The following is a 17071-nucleotide window of genomic DNA, read 5'->3' as shown; positions in this document are numbered from 1 at the left end:
ATCGCTTGTGAAAAAGGCACCCTCGGGTGCCTTTTGTCTATCTGTCGTCGGGGGCTAAAGCGGCTCCTGCTCCGCTGTGTCCCCCGCCAGCAGCCGGGTAGCAGGGAAGCGATCGGCGGGCTGCTGCCCATAAAAGTGGGCGAGCTGCTCGTAGACGGCGGGATAGACGGTGCGCAGGCGCAGCGGATCGGTGAAGAAGCTCTCGCTGCACACCGCGAAGAACTCGGCGGGGTGCGAGGCGGCATAGGGATCGATCTCGGTCACCTCCCCCCTGGCCAGCTGCTCGTTCATCTCGTCGAATGCCTGCTGCAACACCCGGGTCCATTGCCGTGGATCCATGCCGGCCGGCAGCGGCGGCGCCCCGTCCGCATCCCCTCCCAGCATGTCGAGCTTGTGGGCGAGCTCATGGATCACCAGATTGAAGCCATCCCAGTCCCCATCCTGCTGCAGCTCGCTCCAGGCCAGCACCAGCGGCCCCTGGGGCCAGGATTCGCCGGCGTTCTCCTCTTCAAACTCGCTCACCAGCCCGAACTCGTCCTGCACCTCCTGACGGCGGGTGACGGGCTCGGGGATGATGATCACCTCGTGGAAACCGCGATACCAATCCATCCCCAGATGCAGGATGGGCAACACCGCCTGCAGAGCCAGCACGCCTTGCTGCCGGGGGCTCAGTTCGACCCCGATCTGGGTGATCGTCTTGCGCGAGAGGAAGAGGTGCGCCAATGCGATCAGCTTTTCCTCCTCCCCGGCGGGAAGCCCCTGCAGGATGGGGACGGCCGCCAGGGCCTGCCGCCACTCCTGTTCCCCCGGGAGCGCACGCTCCATGGGGGATGCACCACCAAATACCGCTTTCAACCTGGACCAGAACACTGGGACTCCTCTTGCCAATCAGACCGCTTTCACAAAGCGTTTCGGGCGCTCGCTATAGCCTTGCGCCAGATAAAAACGGTGCGCCCCTTCGCGCTTGAGGCTGCTGGAGAGCTCCAGCTGGCAGCACCCCAGGGCCGCAGCCCGCTGCTCTGCCACCGCCAGCAGCAGGGCGCCGATCCCCTCACCCCTTGCACCCTCATCGACAACCAGCGCCGAGATCAGGCCCCAGGCTGGTGCAAGGTGCATGGGTTGCAGCCGATGCCACACCAGCACACCCTGGATGCGGCCATGAAGGCTCGCGACCAGCACCTCCCGGGCCGGCTCGGGCTCGGCCAGGCGCACGGCCACCTCGCCGTCAGGGTTCGGGTAGCCCAACTGGGCAAACAACACCGACAACGCGGCCCCATCCTCCCCCTCGGCGGGGCGAATGGTGCAGTCATTTTCCTTCGTTGTCACTCCTGGCCTCCTATTTGCATTATGCCCCCTGGGCCCCTGGACCTGAAAAAGATGCAGATGATGGGTAAGTACCGAACCTTGTCCAGTTCCATTCATCGTTTGTTAATGTCAATTCACAAATTAACAAAGAAACAACACTTTTCACTAGGAAGGGCCTGTACAAACCGATATGTTGAATCCCGCGGACCATCCAGTCGAAAGTCCTGCACTATGTGTTGAGTGACGTGTTGAGTGACCCCCTTGGTCACCACCTATTTCAATGTTAAGGGAGCGAGGCACAGACCTCGCCAAGACAGCGCAACAAAGGAGTTGTTGTACATGAATGAGATCGTCAATGCCATCAATGGCGTGATTTGGAGCCCAGCGCTCATTTACCTGTGCCTGGGGGTAGGCCTCTACTTCTCCCTGCGCAGCCGTTTCCTGCAACTGCGCCACATCAAGGAGATGGTGCGCCTGATGTTTGATGGCAAGAGCACGGATGCAGGTGTCTCCTCCTTCCAGGCCCTGGCCATGACCCTGGCCGGTCGCGTCGGTACCGGCAACATCGCCGGTGTGGCCACCGCCATCACCTTCGGCGGCCCGGGCGCCCTGTTCTGGATGTGGATGGTGGCCTTCCTCGGCGCCAGCTCCGCCTTCGTGGAGTCCACCCTGGGTCAGGTCTACAAGGAGAAGATCAACGGTGAATACCGCGGCGGCCCGGCCTTCTACATCGAGAAAGGGCTCGGCATGAAGTGGTACGCCTGGACCTTCGCCATCGCCACCATCTTCGCCTGCGGCGTGCTGCTGCCGGGCGTACAGGCGAACTCCATCGGCTCCAGCCTGCAGACCGCCTTCGAAATCGACCCGAACGTGACGGCCGCCGGTCTCGCCCTGCTGCTTGGCTTCATCATCTTTGGCGGCGTCAAGCGCATCGCCAACTTCGCCAGTACCGTCGTCCCCTTCATGGCGCTGGGTTACATCATCGTCGCCTGTGTCATCATCGCCCTGAACATCGGCCAGCTGCCGGGCGTGATCCTGCTGATCTGGAAGAGCGCCTTCGGGATGGAAGCCGGCTTCGGTGCCATTCTGGGCCTGGCCATCATGTGGGGCGTCAAGCGTGGCGTCTACTCCAACGAAGCCGCCCAGGGCACAGGCCCGCACGCCTCCTCCGCCGCTGCGGTGAGCCACCCGGCCAAGCAGGGCCTGGTGCAGGCGTTCTCCGTCTACATCGACACCCTGTTCGTCTGCTCCGCCACCGGCTTCATGCTGCTCATCACCGGCCTGTACAACGTGCAGGGTCCGGATGGTGCCGCACTCTACACCGGCATCGCCGGCGTGGCCGCAGGCCCGGGCTATGTGCAGACCGCCATGGAGAGCATGATGCCGGGCTTTGGCAACTCCTTCGTCGCCATCGCGCTGTTCTTCTTCGCGTTCACCACCATAGTGGCCTACTACTACATCGCCGAGACCAACATTGCCTACATCAACCGCAAGATCAACCGTCCCTGGCTCACCTTCCTGCTGAAGCTGGCGCTGATGGCTTCCACCGTCTACGGCACCGTCAAGACCGCCGATCTCGCCTGGGGTCTGGGTGACATCGGGGTCGGCCTGATGGCCTGGCTGAACATCGGCGCCATCCTGCTGCTGCAAAAGCCCGCCTTCGCCTGCCTGAAGGACTATGAAGCCCAGAAGGCCATGGGGCTGGATCCCGTGTTCCACCCGGAGAAGCTTGGCATCAAGAACGCCGACTACTGGACCGGCCGCCGCTCCGAGCAGAACCTGCAGCAAGAGCAATCCGGCCACCCGTTCGAGCCGGATCGCGAACCCACCTGATCCCCTGACAAACAAGCAGATAAAAAATGGCAGCCTCGGCTGCCATTTTTATTGCTGCTGCAGATGAGTCACCCGCTCACAGGGCGTTGCGCCTCGGCCCGAACGGCAGACGCCAGTGCAGCAGGCTGTTGAGGGTAGCCCGCCACTGGTTGGGGCGCCCCAGGATCTGCTTCTGCAACCGGGTCTCCTCCTTCAGCATGGCCTCGTCACTGCGGGCCCAGGCCTGGGTGTAGAGCTGTTTGATGCCCGCCAGCGCATCCGGCGACTTGGTGATGAGGGTTCGGGCGAATGCCCGCGCCTCCTCCAGGGGATCCACACACACCCGGCTCACCAGCCCGAGCGACTTGGCCTCGGCAGCCTCCAGCTCGCGCCCGCTCATGGCAAGCTCCATGGCGGTGTCCATCCCCATCAGGTTGCGCAGGGTGACGCTGCCGCTCATATCGGGGATGATGCCCCACTTGATCTCCATCACCGAAAAGCGGCAATCCGGGGTACTGAAGCGAAAATCGGCACCAAGGGCGATCTGCAGCCCGCCCCCGAAGCAGACCCCCCGGGTCACGGCGATCACCGGCACCGGCAGCTGGTGCCAGCCATAAGCCACCCGCTGGGCCAGATTGGTCGCCTCGTCCGCCTCGCGCTTGAGGATCTCCAGCGCCGCCACCGGCTGCCTCAGCATGGATTTCACATCCAGCCCGGCACAGAAGGCCCGCCCCTCCCCGTGCAGGATCACCGCCCGCAGCCCTTTCTGTCGGGATACCTCATTGAGCGTCTCGTCGATGGCGCTGAACATGGCGCGATCCAGCGCGTTGAGCTTGTCGCCCCGGTTCAGCATCACCTCGGCGATACCGTCCTGAAACACCCATTTGACCCTTGGTCTTTCCATCTCCTTCTCCGTCTCTTCCCTTGAACTGGTCATACCACAACGTTACCAGAGTGTTACCGGCAGGTACAGGAAGGCCTCTGCCGCTCTGCGACTAAAGTCGGCTGGCCCAGCTCCGGCGCCTTTGCCAGACTGGCCCCATGGTCACGACGGAGCCTGTCATGTCACTGTTGTTCAATTTTGCCCGCCCGCCGTTCGACTGCCTGGACGACGAGGCCCGCCAGCGTCTCGGCCGGCACCTCAGCATCTGCTACTTTCGCGCCGGCCAGACGGTGCAGAGCCCGGGGGACGAGCCCACCGGCCTCTACCTCATCATCAAGGGGGCCGTGGAAGAGTCGGCCCCCCACCAGTCGTTTGGCGACTATGGCGAGGGGGACATGTTCGACGTCCGTGCCCAGTTCGACGGACGCTGCCGCCACCGCTTCGCCGCGCAGGAAGACACCCTCTGCCAGCTCATTCCCCGCTCCGTCTTTCTAACCCTGTGTGACGAGCACCCCGACATCGCCCGCTACTTCACCGCCACCCTGGCCGATCGCCAACGGGAGCAGGAGCGCCGCGGCCAGCTCGGGCAGCAGAACCTGGCGGAGTTCATCCTGACGCGCATAGCGCCAGGCCACCTGCAGGCGCCCCTTATCGTCGACGGCCGCCTGTCCCTGCTGGCCGCCACCGAAGCCATGGTGGCCAAGGGCACCGACTGCCTGCTCTACCCCGCTGCCGACGGCAGCCTGAGCCTGGCGACCCGCAAGACCCTGCTCCATGCCCTCACCCTCAAGGGATTGCCGCTCACCGCACCGCTGGCGGTGCTGACCCCCACTCCGCTGATAGGTCTGCCACTGGAGAGCTATCTGTTCGATGCCCTCCTGCTGATGACGCGCCACCGCATCAAGCGCCTCGTCATCTGGCAGGGACAGGAGGTGGCGGGCATCCTGCACCTGACCCAGGTACTCGGGCTCTTCTCCGCCCACTCCCACGTGCTCACCCTGCGCATCGCCCGGGCCGACTCGCCGGCGGCTCTCGAGGCGGTGGCCCGGGAGCAGCAGCAGCTCGTGCGCTCCCTGTTCGCCCAGGGGATCCACACCCTCTTCCTGATGAAACTCATCGCCACCATCAACGAACAGCTGATCGCCAGGGCCTTCGCCCTGGTGATCCCCCCAGAGCAGCAGGAGCAGGTCTGCCTGTTGATGCTGGGCTCGGAGGGGCGGGGCGAGCAGATCCAGAAGACCGATCAGGACAATGCCCTGATCCTGCCGGACAGCTCGGACTGGCCCACCCGGGAGGCGGATCTGGCCGCCTTCAGCGCCCTGCTGGCACGCCTCGGCTATCCCCCCTGTCCGGGGCATGTCATGGTGAGCAACCCGGACTGGGTGAAGGAAGGGAAGCAGTGGCTGACGGAGATCGAGCTGGCCTGCGTGCGGGCCAGCGAGGAGGATCTGCTCTGGCTCGCCACCTTGGCCGATGCCCAGGCCATCGCCGGGGAGAGATCCCGGCTCGCCCCCGTCGCCCGCGCCCTGCGGGCACACCTGGCCGATAGGCCGGATCTGCTGGCGGAGATGGCACGGGCCGCCGTCGCCTTCCACGCCCCCCTCACCCTCTTTGGCCGGCTGGAGCAGGATCCCGAGGGGCTGGATCTCAAGCGGGGCGGCCTCTTCCCCCTGGTGCACGGGGTACGAGTGCTCTCCCTGGAGGCGGGGATCCTGGAGACTTCGACCACGGCGCGCATCGATGCCCTGGTCGCCCAGGGGCGCCTCAGCAGCGACTATGGCGCCGATCTGGCGGAGGCCTTCCGGCTCTTCATCCGGTTGCGGCTGCGGGCTCAGCTGCAGGAGGGGGATGGGCGGGTGCGCGTGGCCGGGCTCGGCCACGGTGAACGCGATCTGCTGCGCCACGCCCTGCATCGGGTGAAGAAGTTCCAGCAGTGGCTCACCTTGCACTTTCGTCTGAGGCAGTGAGGCATCCATGGGCATCGTGAGCCGCTGGCGCCGCCACTGGTACGGGCGCGCCTTCCTGCAGGGGGAGTTCGCCCCCCTCTTCGGACCCCCTCCCGCCGACGAGTGGGTGGCCCTGGATCTGGAGACCACCAGCCTGGATCCCGAGCGGGCCGACATCGTGGCCATCGGGGCGGTGCGCATCCAGGGGAATCGCCTGCTGACCGGGGAGGCGCTCTCCTTGCGAGTGCAACCGCCCCCCAGCCTGAACGCACAGTCGGTGACCATCCACGGCCTGCGCCACCAGGACCTGCAGCAGGGCATGCCGCTGGAGGCCGCACTGCGCCAGCTCCTCGCCTTCATCGGCCCCCGCGAACTGGTGGGTTATCACATCCCCTATGATCTGCGCATCCTCAACCTCGCCTGCCAGCGGCTGTGGGGGCTGAGGCTCCCCCAGGAGGGGGTGGAGGTGAGCCGGCTCTATCACGACCGGCTCTACCGGCGCTATCCCGACGCCGTCATCGACCTGCACCTGGCCGCCATCTGCCACCACCTCGGGCTGCCCCCCCTGCCCCCCCACGACGCCCTGGCCGATGCCATCGCGGCCGCCCTCATCTTTGTCCGCCTGCACCAGGGCGGCCCCCTGGCTTATCCCAAAGTCTAATTGTCCGAAAATAACATTTAATTCACATTTTGCTTACATGAGCAGCCTGCTGCTCGGTAGGGACACCTTCATTCACAGCGGACACAACCGTCACGGAGAACTGCAATGGAACAGCAACACTATCTGAGGATCCAGCAAGATCCCAATTTCCAGGCGCTGGTCGCCAAGCGCCAGCGCTTTGCCTGGACCCTCTCCATCCTGATGCTGGGGCTCTACCTGGCGTTCATCCTGCTCATTGCCTTCGCCCCCGGCTGGCTCGGTACCCCCCTGAGCGAAGGCTCCAGCATCACCCGCGGCATCCCGGTCGGGATAGGTCTCATCCTGTCGGCCTTCGTGCTGACCGGTGTCTATGTGTTTCGGGCCAACGGCGAGTTCGACGAGCTGAACAACAAGATCCTCAAGGGAGTGCAATCATGAAAGGCAAGTCTCTGCTGCTGTTGACCGGTCTGGTCTCCACCCCGCTGCTGGCGGCCGATGCCATCAGTGGCGAGGTGCAACGCCAGCCCCTGAACATCTCGGCCATCGTGATGTTCGTGGCCTTCGTGGCCGCCACCCTCTTCATCACCTATTGGGCCTCCAAGCGCAACCGCTCCGCCTCCGACTACTACGCCGCCGGCGGGCGCATCACCGGCTTCCAGAATGGCCTGGCCATTGCCGGTGACTACATGTCCGCCGCCTCCTTCCTCGGCATCTCCGCCCTGGTCTACACCTCGGGTTACGATGGCCTCATCTACTCCATCGGCTTCCTGGTGGGCTGGCCCATCATCCTGTTCCTGATCGCGGAGCGGCTGCGCAACCTCGGCAAGTACACCTTCGCCGACGTGGCCTCCTACCGCCTCAAGCAGACCTCGGTGCGCAGCCTCTCCGCCAGCGGTTCCCTGGTGGTGGTGGCGCTCTACCTCATCGCCCAGATGGTGGGGGCTGGCAAGCTCATCGAGCTGCTGTTCGGCCTGCAATACCATGTTGCCGTGGTGCTGGTCGGCATCCTGATGGTGCTCTACGTGCTGTTCGGCGGCATGCTGGCCACCACCTGGGTACAGATCATCAAGGCGGTGATGCTGCTCTCCGGCGCCTCCTTCATGGCCATCATGGTGATGAAGTCCGTCAACTTCGACGTCGGTGCCCTGTTCAGCGAAGCGGTCAAGGTCCATGCCAACGGCGCGGCCATTATGAGCCCGGGTGGCCTGGTCGCCGACCCCATCTCCGCCATCTCCCTGGGTCTGGCGCTGATGTTCGGCACCGCCGGCCTGCCCCACATCCTGATGCGCTTCTTCACCGTGAGCGACGCCAAGGAAGCCCGCAAGTCCGTGTTCTATGCCACCGGCTTCATCGGCTACTTCTACATCCTGACCTTCATCATCGGCTTTGGTGCCATCCTGCTGGTCAGCACCAACCCTGACTTCAAGGACGCCACCGGCGCCCTCCTGGGCGGCACCAACATGGCGGCGGTTCACCTGGCCGATGCGGTGGGTGGCAGCCTGTTCCTGGGCTTCATCAGCGCCGTGGCCTTCGCCACCATACTGGCGGTCGTGGCAGGTCTGACCCTGGCGGGTGCCTCCGCGGTCTCTCACGACCTCTATGCCTGTGTGCTCAAGCAGGGCAAGGCCAACGAAGCCGACGAGCTGCGCGTCTCCAAGATGACTACCCTGGTCCTGGGTGTGGTGGCCATCGGCCTGGGCATCCTGTTCGAGAAGCAGAACATCGCCTTCATGGTGGGCCTGGCCTTCTCCATCGCCGCGAGCTGCAACTTCCCGGTGCTCTTCCTCTCCATGTTCTGGTCCCGCCTGACCACCCGTGGCGCCGTCTATGGCGGCTGGCTCGGCCTCATCAGCGCCGTGACCCTGATGGTGCTGGGCCCGACCGTGTGGGTGAAGGTATTGGGTCACGCCCAGGCCATCTTCCCCTACGAATACCCGGCCCTCTTCTCCATGGCGCTGGCATTCATCGGGATCTGGTTCTTCTCGGTGACCGACAAGTCCCAGGCAGCCTCCGACGAGCACGCGAAGTTCTTCCCGCAGTTCGTTCGCTCCCAGACCGGGCTCGGTGCCTCCGGCGCCTCCGCCCACTAGGATCCACTCCATGCCTTCAAGCCGGCCCTGTGCCGGCTTTTTTCATGGCCGCCCCCTCGGCTCCCCCCGAAAGGCGCCGCAGTCCAGAGGGGGGCCTTGTCGTGAAACCTTCGCCCCTGCAATGGGGCCAGATCACAGTTCCTGCTAAAACTTTTGGGGGATCTGTGCCATAATGCGCGCCATTTGACAGACCAACCGGGACATTCCAGTGCTTTCAAGCAACAACATCACCATGCAGTTCGGCGCCAAGCCGCTGTTTGAGAACATCAGCGTCAAGTTTGGCGGCGGCAACCGCTACGGCCTCATCGGCGCCAACGGCTGTGGCAAGTCCACCTTCATGAAGATCCTCGGCGGCGATCTCGAACCCACCGGCGGCAATGTGAGCCTGGATGTCAACGAGCGCATCGGTAAGCTGCGCCAGGATCAGTTCGCCTACGAAGAAATGCGCGTGCTGGACGTGGTCATGATGGGCCACACCGAGCTGTGGGCCGCCATCGCGGAACGCGACGCCATCTACGCCAACCTGGAAGCGACCGACGACGACTACATGAAGGCCGCCGAGCTGGAAGGCCTGGTCGCCGAATATGACGGCTACACCGCCGAGTCCCGCGCAGGCGAGCTGCTGCTGGGTGCCGGCATCCCCATCGAGCAGCACAACGGCCCCATGAGCGAAGTGGCCCCGGGCTGGAAACTGCGAGTACTGCTGGCGCAGGCGCTGTTCTCCAACCCCGACATCCTGCTGCTGGACGAACCGACCAACAACCTGGACATCAACACCATTCGCTGGCTGGAGCAGGTGCTCAACGATCGCGAGAGCACCATGATCATCATCTCTCACGACCGTCACTTCCTGAACTCCGTCTGCACCCACATGGCGGATCTGGACTACGGCGAGCTGCGCGTCTACCCGGGCAACTACGACGAATACATGCTGGCTGCCACCCAGGCCCGTGAGCGCCTGCTGGCAGACAATGCCAAGAAGAAGGCCCAGATCGCCGATCTGCAGTCCTTCGTCTCCCGTTTCAGCGCCAACGCCTCCAAGTCCAGCCAGGCCACATCACGCCTCAAGCAGATCGACAAGATCAAGATTGAGGAAGTGAAGGTCTCCAGCCGGCAGAACCCCTTCATCCGCTTCGAGCAGGATAAGAAGCTCTATCGCAACATTCTGGAGATCGAAGGCGTCTCCAAGGGTTATGGCGAGGGCCCCCTGTTCAAGGGCCTCAACATGATGCTGGAAGTGGGCGAGAAGGTCGCCATTCTGGGTACCAACGGGATCGGTAAATCCACCCTGATCAAGACGCTCGTAGGGGCTCTGGCACCGGATACCGGCACCATCAAGTGGTCCGAGAACGCCCAGATCGGTTACTACGCCCAGGATCACGCCGAGGATTTCGACACCGACCTCAACGTGTTCGACTGGATGGCCCAGTGGAAGCAGGAGAACGAAGACGAGCAGGCGGTACGCTCCGTGCTGGGCCGTCTGCTCTTCTCCCAGGACGACATCAAGAAGCCGGTCAAGGTGCTCTCCGGTGGTGAACAGGGCCGCATGCTGTTCGGCAAGCTGATGATGCAACGCCCCAACATCCTGATCATGGATGAGCCGACCAACCACCTGGACATGGAATCCATCGAATCCTTGAACCTGGCGCTGGAGATGTACAAGGGCACCCTGATCTTCGTCTCCCACGACCGCGAGTTCGTCTCCTCCCTGGCGACCCGCATCCTGGAGCTGACTGAAGATGGCATCCGCGACTTCGGCGGCACCTACGAGGATTACCTGCGTACCCAGGGCGTCGTCTAACCCACCCCGCTTTCCCAGTGACAACCGGCGCCCAGGCGCCGGTTTTTTTATGTCTGTTGGCAAGCCAACCTGCCTTGGGATGCCGACCAGTAAGCCCCCTTGGTGTTACTCATCCTCGACCAGGGCTGGCAGCACGCCCCTCCTGCCGCGTGCAGATAAAAAAACGGCTCCATATAGGAGCCGTTTTCAAGGTGGACGGGCCGGTCTGACTTATTCGACTGCGGCTTCCACATCGGTGAAGTACTCAATCTTGGCTGCCTTGCGCAGCTCGTCGATGAGCGACTTGTAGTCCGCCTGTGCCTTGCCCTGGCCCAGCTGCCCTTGTAGCAGGCTCACCATCTGGGATGGCTCCTTGGTCACGTTGACCTTGTCCAGGGCCACCACCACGCGGTCGCCATTGGCTTCGGTCACCAGCTCGACGCTAGGCTTGCCATCGGTCGGATGAGGCATGCGGAACGCCTGGGCCACCAGGTTCTGATCCATCTCCTGGGCGAAGCGGGCCACACCGTTGTGGGTCTCCACCTTCAGCCCCAGGGCGGTCAGATCGGCCTGGATGTCCTCGCCGGCATGTAGCTTGTCCAGCAGGCCCTGGGCCTTGCCGCGCGCCACTTCACTCGCCTTGTCGTGCTTGATGGCCGCGATCACCTGCTCTTTCACCTCGGCCAGTGGTTTGGCCGCTCTGGGCTGGTGACCCATGATGTGCAGCACCAGGGCCTTGCCATCGGAGAGTTCGATGACGTCGGAGTTGGTGTTGTCATCGCGCAGCTGCTCGGAGAAGGCCACGGAGAGCACCTTGGGATCATTGAGCGGCGCCGGAGCATCGGCCTGGCTGAAGTAACCGGTGGACTGCACCTTGAGGCCCATGGTCTCTGCGGTCAGATCCAGGGAGTCCGGGTTCTCGAAGCTGCTGTCGGCCATCTTCTGCTGCTCGGCAAAGAACTGCTCCTTCGCCTTGTCAGACTGCAGGCGGGCGATGGTGTCGCTCATCACGTCCACGAAGGGTTTGGTCTTGGCGGGCTCGACGCCCAGCAGCTTGATGACGTGGAAGCCGAACGGGCTTTTCACCACGGTGGAGAGATCCCCGACCTTGGCCAGCGCAAAGGCGGCTTTCTCGAAGGCCGGATCCATCACCCCTTTCTCGAACCAGTCCAGCTCGCCGCCCTTCTTGGCGGAGAAGGTGTCAGAGGAGTTGGCCTTGGCCAGCTCGGCAAAGTCTTCGCCGCCCTTGGCCTTGGCCAGGAGCTCGTCAGCCTGCTTCTCGGCGGCCTTCTCATCCTTGCCGAACGGGATCAGGATGTGGGCCACCTGGCGGCGCTCGGCACGCTGGAACAGGTCCTGATGCTGATCATAGTAATCCTGGGCATCCTGCTCGGTGACCTTGATGTTCTTGCCAAGGGCAGCAGCGTCCAGCAGCAGGTAATCGACCTTGACCGTCTCGTCGTTCATGAAGCGGTTGCTGTTGGCCTTGTAGAACTGCTCAATCTCCGCATCGCTCACCTCGATCCCGTCCACATAGGCAGACGCGGCCAGGCGCACCAGACGCAGATCCCGGGTCTGGTTGTAGAGCCGGTCGAGTTGCTCGGCTTCACCCTTGAGGGCGAACTCGGAGCCCAGCACGGCGCCCATCAGTTGCTGACGCACCATGTCCTGGCGCAGGGAGTCGCGGAACATCTCCGGCGTCATACCGGCACGACGGATGAGCTGCAGGTAGCGCTCGTTGCTGAACTTGCCGTTTTCGGCGAATTCCGGCATGGCGACGATGGCCTGCTTGATCTGCTCGTCACTGACGCGCAGGCCGAGTGTGCGAGCCTTGTCATCGATCAGTGCCTGATCGATCAACCGATCCAGCACGCCACGACGGAACTGTTTCATGTAGTCGGGGTTCGCAGCCAGCTGGTTGAAGGCCTCACCCATTTGGGATTCCATGCGGGCCCGCTCGTTGCGGTAGGCATTCTCCAGTGCGGGGGCACTGATGTCATTGCCATTGACGGTGGCGGGGGCGGTACGTGCCGGGCCATTGAGGTAGCTGCCTACGCCGGCCAAGGCAAAGGAGAGGATGATCAGGCCCAAGATAACCTTGGCTACCTTGCCCTGCGCCCCTTCGCGTAGTTTATCCAACATCATGTTTGTACTTATGCTCCCGAACTCGATGGGCGTAAATAATGAAAAGGCGCACCGATTGCGATGCGCCTTGGTCAATCAGTATGAGGGAGAGCCCTCTCACCTGTCTGGTCAAAGACCAAGGACGGTGCCGATGTGATATCAGCGACCGGCTTAGTTGACCGCGTCTTTCAGGGCCTTGCCGGCTTTGAAGGCAGGAACTTTACCGGCGGCGATTTCGATGGTCGCACCAGTTTGCGGGTTACGGCCAGAACGGGCAGCACGCTCGCGCACGGCGAAAGTACCGAAGCCAACCAGAGCAACCTGGTCACCCTCTTTCAGAGCTTCGCCCACGGCGTCAATGAAAGCATCCAGCGCACGACCAGCGGCAGCTTTGGAGATATCAGCACCGTCTGCAATCTTGTCAATCAGTTGAGATTTATTCACTCTTATATTCCCCTTTTATCGAACATCGCTGCGGCGCTGATTTCCCTGGCCACAACAAGTGGAGGTTTTATAACAAGCCTCCTGATCAGTTGCAAGTGACAATCTGGCGCAAACCCGCGCCACATCACGCCTTGCGACTCATCATGAGTACCCGATCGGTGGTCAAGGCTACTTCCGTTGTCCGGCGCATGCAAGCCTTAACCACCCCCCGAATGCACCAAATTTGCGGCGCATCAACATTTACACGACAGAAACGCGTTCGAAACCCTGCGGATTCTCTTGCAACGCCAGTGCAAGCACCTCGTCAATCCAGCGAACCGGATAGATTTCAAGGTCTTGTTTGACGTTTGCCGGGATCTCCTCGAGGTCCCGCTCGTTCTCTTTCGGGATCAGCACCCGCTTGATGCCACCGCGGTGAGCCGCCAGCAGCTTCTCCTTGAGCCCCCCGATGGGCAGCACTTCGCCGCGCAGGGTGATCTCGCCGGTCATGGCCACATCGGCGCGCACCGGGTTGCCGGTCAGGCTGGAGACCAGGGCGGTACACATGGCGATGCCGGCGCTCGGACCGTCTTTGGGGGTCGCCCCTTCCGGTACGTGCACGTGGATGTCGCGCTTCTCGTAGAAGTCCGCGTTGATGCGCAGTTTCTCCGCACGGGCCCGCACGACCGTCATGGCCGCCTGGATGGACTCCTGCATCACGTCCCCAAGGGAACCGGTGTAGGTGAGCTTGCCCTTGCCCGGCATGTTGGTGGTCTCGATGGTGAGCAGATCGCCCCCCACCTCGGTCCACGCCAGCCCGCACACCTGACCAATCTGGTTCTGGTCGGTTGCCTTGCCGTAGTCAAAGCGCTGCACCCCGAGGAACTCCTTGAGGTTCTCCTGATTGACCTGAACATGCTTGATGCTCTTGTCCAGCAGGATGCGTTTGACTGCCTTGCGACAAATCTTGGAGATCTCGCGCTCCAGGCTGCGTACCCCCGCCTCGCGGGTGTAGTAGCGGATCACCCCGATCAGCGCCGAATCCTCGATGGTGATCTCGGAAGGCTTCAGGCCGTTGCGCTGGATCTGCTTGGCCACCAGATGCTGCTTGGCGATGTTGAGCTTCTCGTCCTCGGTGTAACCGGACAGACGGATCACTTCCATCCGGTCCAGCAGCGGACCCGGGATGTTCATGGAGTTGGAGGTGGCCACGAACATCACGTCCGACAGGTCATAATCCACTTCCAGATAGTGATCGTTGAAGCTGCTGTTCTGCTCGGGATCCAGCACCTCCAGCAGGGCGGAGGCGGGATCGCCACGCATGTCCGAGCTCATCTTGTCGATCTCGTCGAGCAGGAACAGCGGATTCTTCACGCCGACTTTCGCCATCTTCTGGATGAGCTTGCCGGGCATGGAGCCGATGTAGGTACGACGGTGACCGCGGATCTCCGCCTCATCACGCACCCCGCCCAGCGCCATGCGCACATATTTGCGGCCGGTCGCCTTGGCGATGGACTGCCCCAGGGAAGTCTTGCCCACACCGGGAGGCCCGACCAGACAGAGGATGGGGCCCTTGAGCTTGTTAACCCGCGCCTGCACCGCCAGGTATTCGAGGATGCGATCCTTGACCTTGTCCAGGCCATAGTGATCCGCGTCCAGCACCTCTTGCGCCTTGCCCAGGTCCTTCTTGACCTTGGAGCGGGCCTTCCAGGGCACCTGCACCATCCAGTCCACATAGCTGCGCACCACGGTGGCCTCGGCGGACATGGGAGACATCATCTTCAGCTTGGCGAGCTCGGCCTGCGCCTTCTCGCGCGCATCCTCCGGCATCCCCGCCTCTTCAATCTTGCGATTGAGGGCTTCGAATTCATCCGGGCTGTCTTCCAGCTCACCCAGCTCTTTCTGGATGGCCTTCATCTGCTCGTTGAGGTAGTACTCCCGCTGGCTCTTCTCCATCTGTTTCTTGACCCGGGAGCGGATACGCTTCTCGACCTGCAGCAGGTCGATCTCCGACTCCATCATGGCCATCAGAAACTCGATGCGCTCGGACACGGAGGCGATTTCCAGCACCTTCTGCTTGTCTTCGAGCTTGAGCGGCATGTGGGCAGCCATGGTATCGGCCAGACGAGCCGCGTCATCGATCGCCGAAATCGAGGTGAGTACCTCGGGCGGGATCTTCTTGTTGAGCTTGATGTAGCCTTCGAACTGGCCGATCGCGGAGCGCACCAGCACATCCTGATCCTTCTCCTCGATGGGGGCGGATGCGATGTACTGCGCCTCGCCGACGAAGAAGTCGCGATCGTCGATCATCCGCTCAAGGCGGGCACGCTGGCCCCCTTCCACCAGCACCTTGACGGTGCCGTCAGGCAGCTTGAGCATCTGCAGAATGTTGGCCACTGTCCCGACGGAGAAGATCTCCTCCACCGTTGGCTCGTCAGTCGACGCATCCTTCTGGGCCACCAGCAGAACTTTCTTGTCCTGCTCCATGGCCGCTTCCAGACAGCGAATGGATTTTTCCCGCCCCACAAAGAGTGGAATGACCATGTGGGGGTAAACCACCACGTCACGAAGAGGCAGGACGGGAATCTCGATGCGTTCTGAACGCTCTAGGTTCATATATGTCCTCTCGGCTTGTTATACCGTTGGCAAAGCGCTTGGCTGAGTATATGGGGGCGCAAAGATGAGATTCAATCGCCTTGGCCGTAAAAAGCATGAAAGGGGCAAAAAGCCCCTTTATATGATTAAAAATCAGACAGTTACTCTGAGGCTGCAGCCTGAGTCTCGGGATTGTCGTAGATCATCAGAGGTTCGGAGTCCCCCTTGATCACCGTCTCGTCGATCACCACCTTGCTGACCCCTTTCAGGGACGGCAGATCATACATGGTGTCGAGCAGCACGGCCTCGACGATGGATCTCAGACCACGTGCACCGGTCTTGCGCTCCATCGCCTTGCGCGCGATGGCGTTCAGGGCGTCATCACGAAACTCCAGCTCGACCTCTTCCAGGGCGAACAGCGCGGCATACTGCTTGGTCAGCGCATTCTTCGGCTCTTTCAGGATCTGGATGAGGGCAGCTTCGTCCAGCTCGGTCAGTGTGGCCACCACAGGCAGACGACCGATGAACTCGGGGATGAGACCGTACTTGATGAGATCTTCCGGCTCCACCTTGGCAAAGTTCTCGCTTAAGGTAGCCTTGGCATTCTTGGATTTGACGTCTGCGCCAAAACCGATACCGGTGCCCTTGACGGAACGCTGCTCGATCACCTTGTCCAGCCCAGCAAAGGCACCGCCACAGATGAAGAGGATCTTGGAGGTATCGACCTGCAAGAACTCCTGCTGCGGATGCTTGCGACCACCCTGGGGAGGCACGGAGGCGATGGTGCCTTCGATCAGCTTCAGCAGTGCCTGCTGCACCCCTTCCCCGGACACGTCGCGAGTGATGGAGGGGTTGTCCGACTTGCGGGAGATCTTGTCGATTTCATCGATGTAGACGATGCCGCGCTGGGCCTTCTCCACGTCGTAATCGCACTTTTGCAGCAGCTTCTGGATGATGTTCTCCACGTCCTCGCCCACGTAACCGGCTTCGGTCAAGGTGGTGGCGTCAGCCATGGTGAAGGGGACATCCAGCAGACGAGCCAGGGTTTCAGCCAGCAGTGTCTTGCCGCTACCGGTCGGGCCAATCAGCAGGATGTTGGACTTGCCCAGCTCCACACCACCGGACTCGCTGCCGCTGCGCAGACGCTTGTAGTGGTTGTAGACGGCCACCGCCAGCACCTTCTTGGCGTACTCCTGCCCGATCACGTAGTCGTCCAGATGGGCACGGATTTCATGAGGGGTCGGCAGCTCGCTACCATCGCGCTTGGGAGAGATCTCGCGGATCTCCTCGCGGATGATGTCGTTGCACAGCTCGACACACTCATCACATACGTAGACGGAAGGGCCAGCGATCAGCTTGCGCACTTCATGCTGGCTTTTGCCGCAGAAAGAGCAATAAAGCAGCTTGTCGCCCTCACCCTTGCGTTTCTCTGTCATTCAGCGACCTCGTTTTATCAATAGAGGATGGATCGTC

13 protein-coding genes are annotated in these 17071 nt (G+C 62.3%); 6 read left to right on the top strand and 7 right to left on the bottom strand.

Features of this window, described 5'->3' with window-relative positions:
* Window positions 1-54: 54 nt before the first annotated feature.
* Together J9885_RS07140 and J9885_RS07135 are read right to left on the bottom strand one after the other, a co-directional pair.
* The gene (locus J9885_RS07140) at window positions 55-870 is read right to left on the bottom strand and encodes a M90 family metallopeptidase (protein ID WP_210548565.1); all 816 of its coding nucleotides are present in this window, start codon (window positions 868-870) and stop codon (window positions 55-57) included.
* An 18-nt stretch (window positions 871-888) separates the two neighbouring features.
* Window positions 889-1326, bottom strand: coding sequence for a GNAT family N-acetyltransferase (locus tag J9885_RS07135; protein ID WP_043760960.1), 438 nt, complete (start codon window positions 1324-1326; stop codon window positions 889-891).
* A 318-nt stretch (window positions 1327-1644) separates the two neighbouring features.
* On the opposite strand from J9885_RS07135, the gene J9885_RS07130 reads away from it, so the two are divergent.
* Window positions 1645-3138 (top strand): alanine/glycine:cation symporter family protein, encoded by a 1494-nt coding sequence (locus J9885_RS07130; protein ID WP_043760961.1) that lies wholly within the window; start codon window positions 1645-1647, stop codon window positions 3136-3138.
* Between the two features lie 76 nt (window positions 3139-3214).
* On the opposite strand, the gene J9885_RS07125 is transcribed toward J9885_RS07130, so the two are convergent.
* A complete protein-coding gene (locus tag J9885_RS07125) occupies window positions 3215-4021 on the bottom strand; it encodes a crotonase/enoyl-CoA hydratase family protein (protein ID WP_210548564.1) in 807 nt (268 codons plus the stop codon).
* Window positions 4022-4179: 158 nt separating this feature from the next.
* On the opposite strand from J9885_RS07125, the gene J9885_RS07120 reads away from it, so the two are divergent.
* The 5 genes from J9885_RS07120 to J9885_RS07100 all read left to right on the top strand — a co-directional run bounded on the left by J9885_RS07120 (window position 4180) and on the right by J9885_RS07100 (window position 10477).
* Complete coding sequence (locus J9885_RS07120; RefSeq protein ID WP_210548563.1) at window positions 4180-5967, top strand: putative nucleotidyltransferase substrate binding domain-containing protein; 1788 nt, start codon at window positions 4180-4182, stop codon at window positions 5965-5967.
* Window positions 5968-5980: 13 nt separating this feature from the next.
* The gene (locus J9885_RS07115) at window positions 5981-6607 is read left to right on the top strand and encodes a 3'-5' exonuclease (protein ID WP_210548940.1); all 627 of its coding nucleotides are present in this window, start codon (window positions 5981-5983) and stop codon (window positions 6605-6607) included.
* 105 nt (window positions 6608-6712) lie between these two features.
* A complete protein-coding gene (locus J9885_RS07110) occupies window positions 6713-7024 on the top strand; it encodes a DUF485 domain-containing protein (RefSeq protein WP_043760964.1) in 312 nt (103 codons plus the stop codon).
* Entirely contained in the window at window positions 7021-8676 is a 1656-nt protein-coding gene (locus J9885_RS07105; RefSeq protein ID WP_043760965.1) for a cation acetate symporter, read from the top strand. Before J9885_RS07110 ends, J9885_RS07105 begins: the two co-directional genes overlap by 4 nt.
* A gap of 208 nt (window positions 8677-8884) precedes the next feature.
* Window positions 8885-10477: an ABC-F family ATPase gene (locus tag J9885_RS07100; protein ID WP_210548562.1), complete on the top strand. Its 1593-nt coding sequence runs from the start codon at window positions 8885-8887 to the stop codon at window positions 10475-10477.
* Between the two features lie 210 nt (window positions 10478-10687).
* On the opposite strand, the gene ppiD is transcribed toward J9885_RS07100, so the two are convergent.
* From ppiD to clpX, 4 genes are all read right to left on the bottom strand, one after another.
* On the bottom strand, window positions 10688-12601 hold the full coding sequence (gene ppiD, locus J9885_RS07095) for a peptidylprolyl isomerase (RefSeq protein WP_210548561.1): 1914 nt from the start codon (window positions 12599-12601) through the stop codon (window positions 10688-10690).
* Between the two features lie 150 nt (window positions 12602-12751).
* Entirely contained in the window at window positions 12752-13024 is a 273-nt protein-coding gene (hupB, locus tag J9885_RS07090) for a nucleoid-associated protein HU-beta (protein WP_005315375.1), read from the bottom strand.
* A gap of 240 nt (window positions 13025-13264) precedes the next feature.
* Window positions 13265-15619 carry an endopeptidase La gene (lon, locus tag J9885_RS07085; protein ID WP_134694946.1) on the bottom strand — a complete coding sequence of 785 codons (2355 nt, stop codon included), beginning with the start codon at window positions 15617-15619 and terminating at the stop codon, window positions 13265-13267.
* Window positions 15620-15759: 140 nt separating this feature from the next.
* A complete protein-coding gene (gene clpX, locus J9885_RS07080) occupies window positions 15760-17034 on the bottom strand; it encodes an ATP-dependent protease ATP-binding subunit ClpX (RefSeq protein ID WP_043760970.1) in 1275 nt (424 codons plus the stop codon).
* Window positions 17035-17071 lie beyond the last annotated feature (37 nt).

The sequence above is a fragment of the Aeromonas sp. SrichE-2G genome, from assembly GCF_017939565.1.
Taxonomy (GTDB): Bacteria; Pseudomonadota; Gammaproteobacteria; order Enterobacterales; family Aeromonadaceae; genus Aeromonas; species Aeromonas taiwanensis.
Note: the sequence above shows the minus strand (reverse complement) of the source record. Positions and strands in the feature narration are given on the sequence as shown.

Excerpts from the sequence above, each read along its gene's own strand:
- J9885_RS07120 (WP_210548563.1), top strand. The coding sequence starts at position 4,180 with ATGTCACTGTTGTTCAATTTTGCCCGCCCGCCGTTCGACTGCCTGGAC.
- clpX (WP_043760970.1), bottom strand. The coding sequence starts at position 17,034 with ATGACAGAGAAACGCAAGGGTGAGGGCGACAAGCTGCTTTATTGCTCT.
- lon (WP_134694946.1), bottom strand. The coding sequence starts at position 15,619 with ATGAACCTAGAGCGTTCAGAACGCATCGAGATTCCCGTCCTGCCTCTT.
- J9885_RS07110 (WP_043760964.1), top strand. The coding sequence starts at position 6,713 with ATGGAACAGCAACACTATCTGAGGATCCAGCAAGATCCCAATTTCCAG.
- J9885_RS07105 (WP_043760965.1), top strand. The coding sequence starts at position 7,021 with ATGAAAGGCAAGTCTCTGCTGCTGTTGACCGGTCTGGTCTCCACCCCG.
- J9885_RS07130 (WP_043760961.1), top strand. The coding sequence starts at position 1,645 with ATGAATGAGATCGTCAATGCCATCAATGGCGTGATTTGGAGCCCAGCG.
- J9885_RS07125 (WP_210548564.1), bottom strand. The coding sequence starts at position 4,021 with ATGGAAAGACCAAGGGTCAAATGGGTGTTTCAGGACGGTATCGCCGAG.
- ppiD (WP_210548561.1), bottom strand. The coding sequence starts at position 12,601 with ATGATGTTGGATAAACTACGCGAAGGGGCGCAGGGCAAGGTAGCCAAG.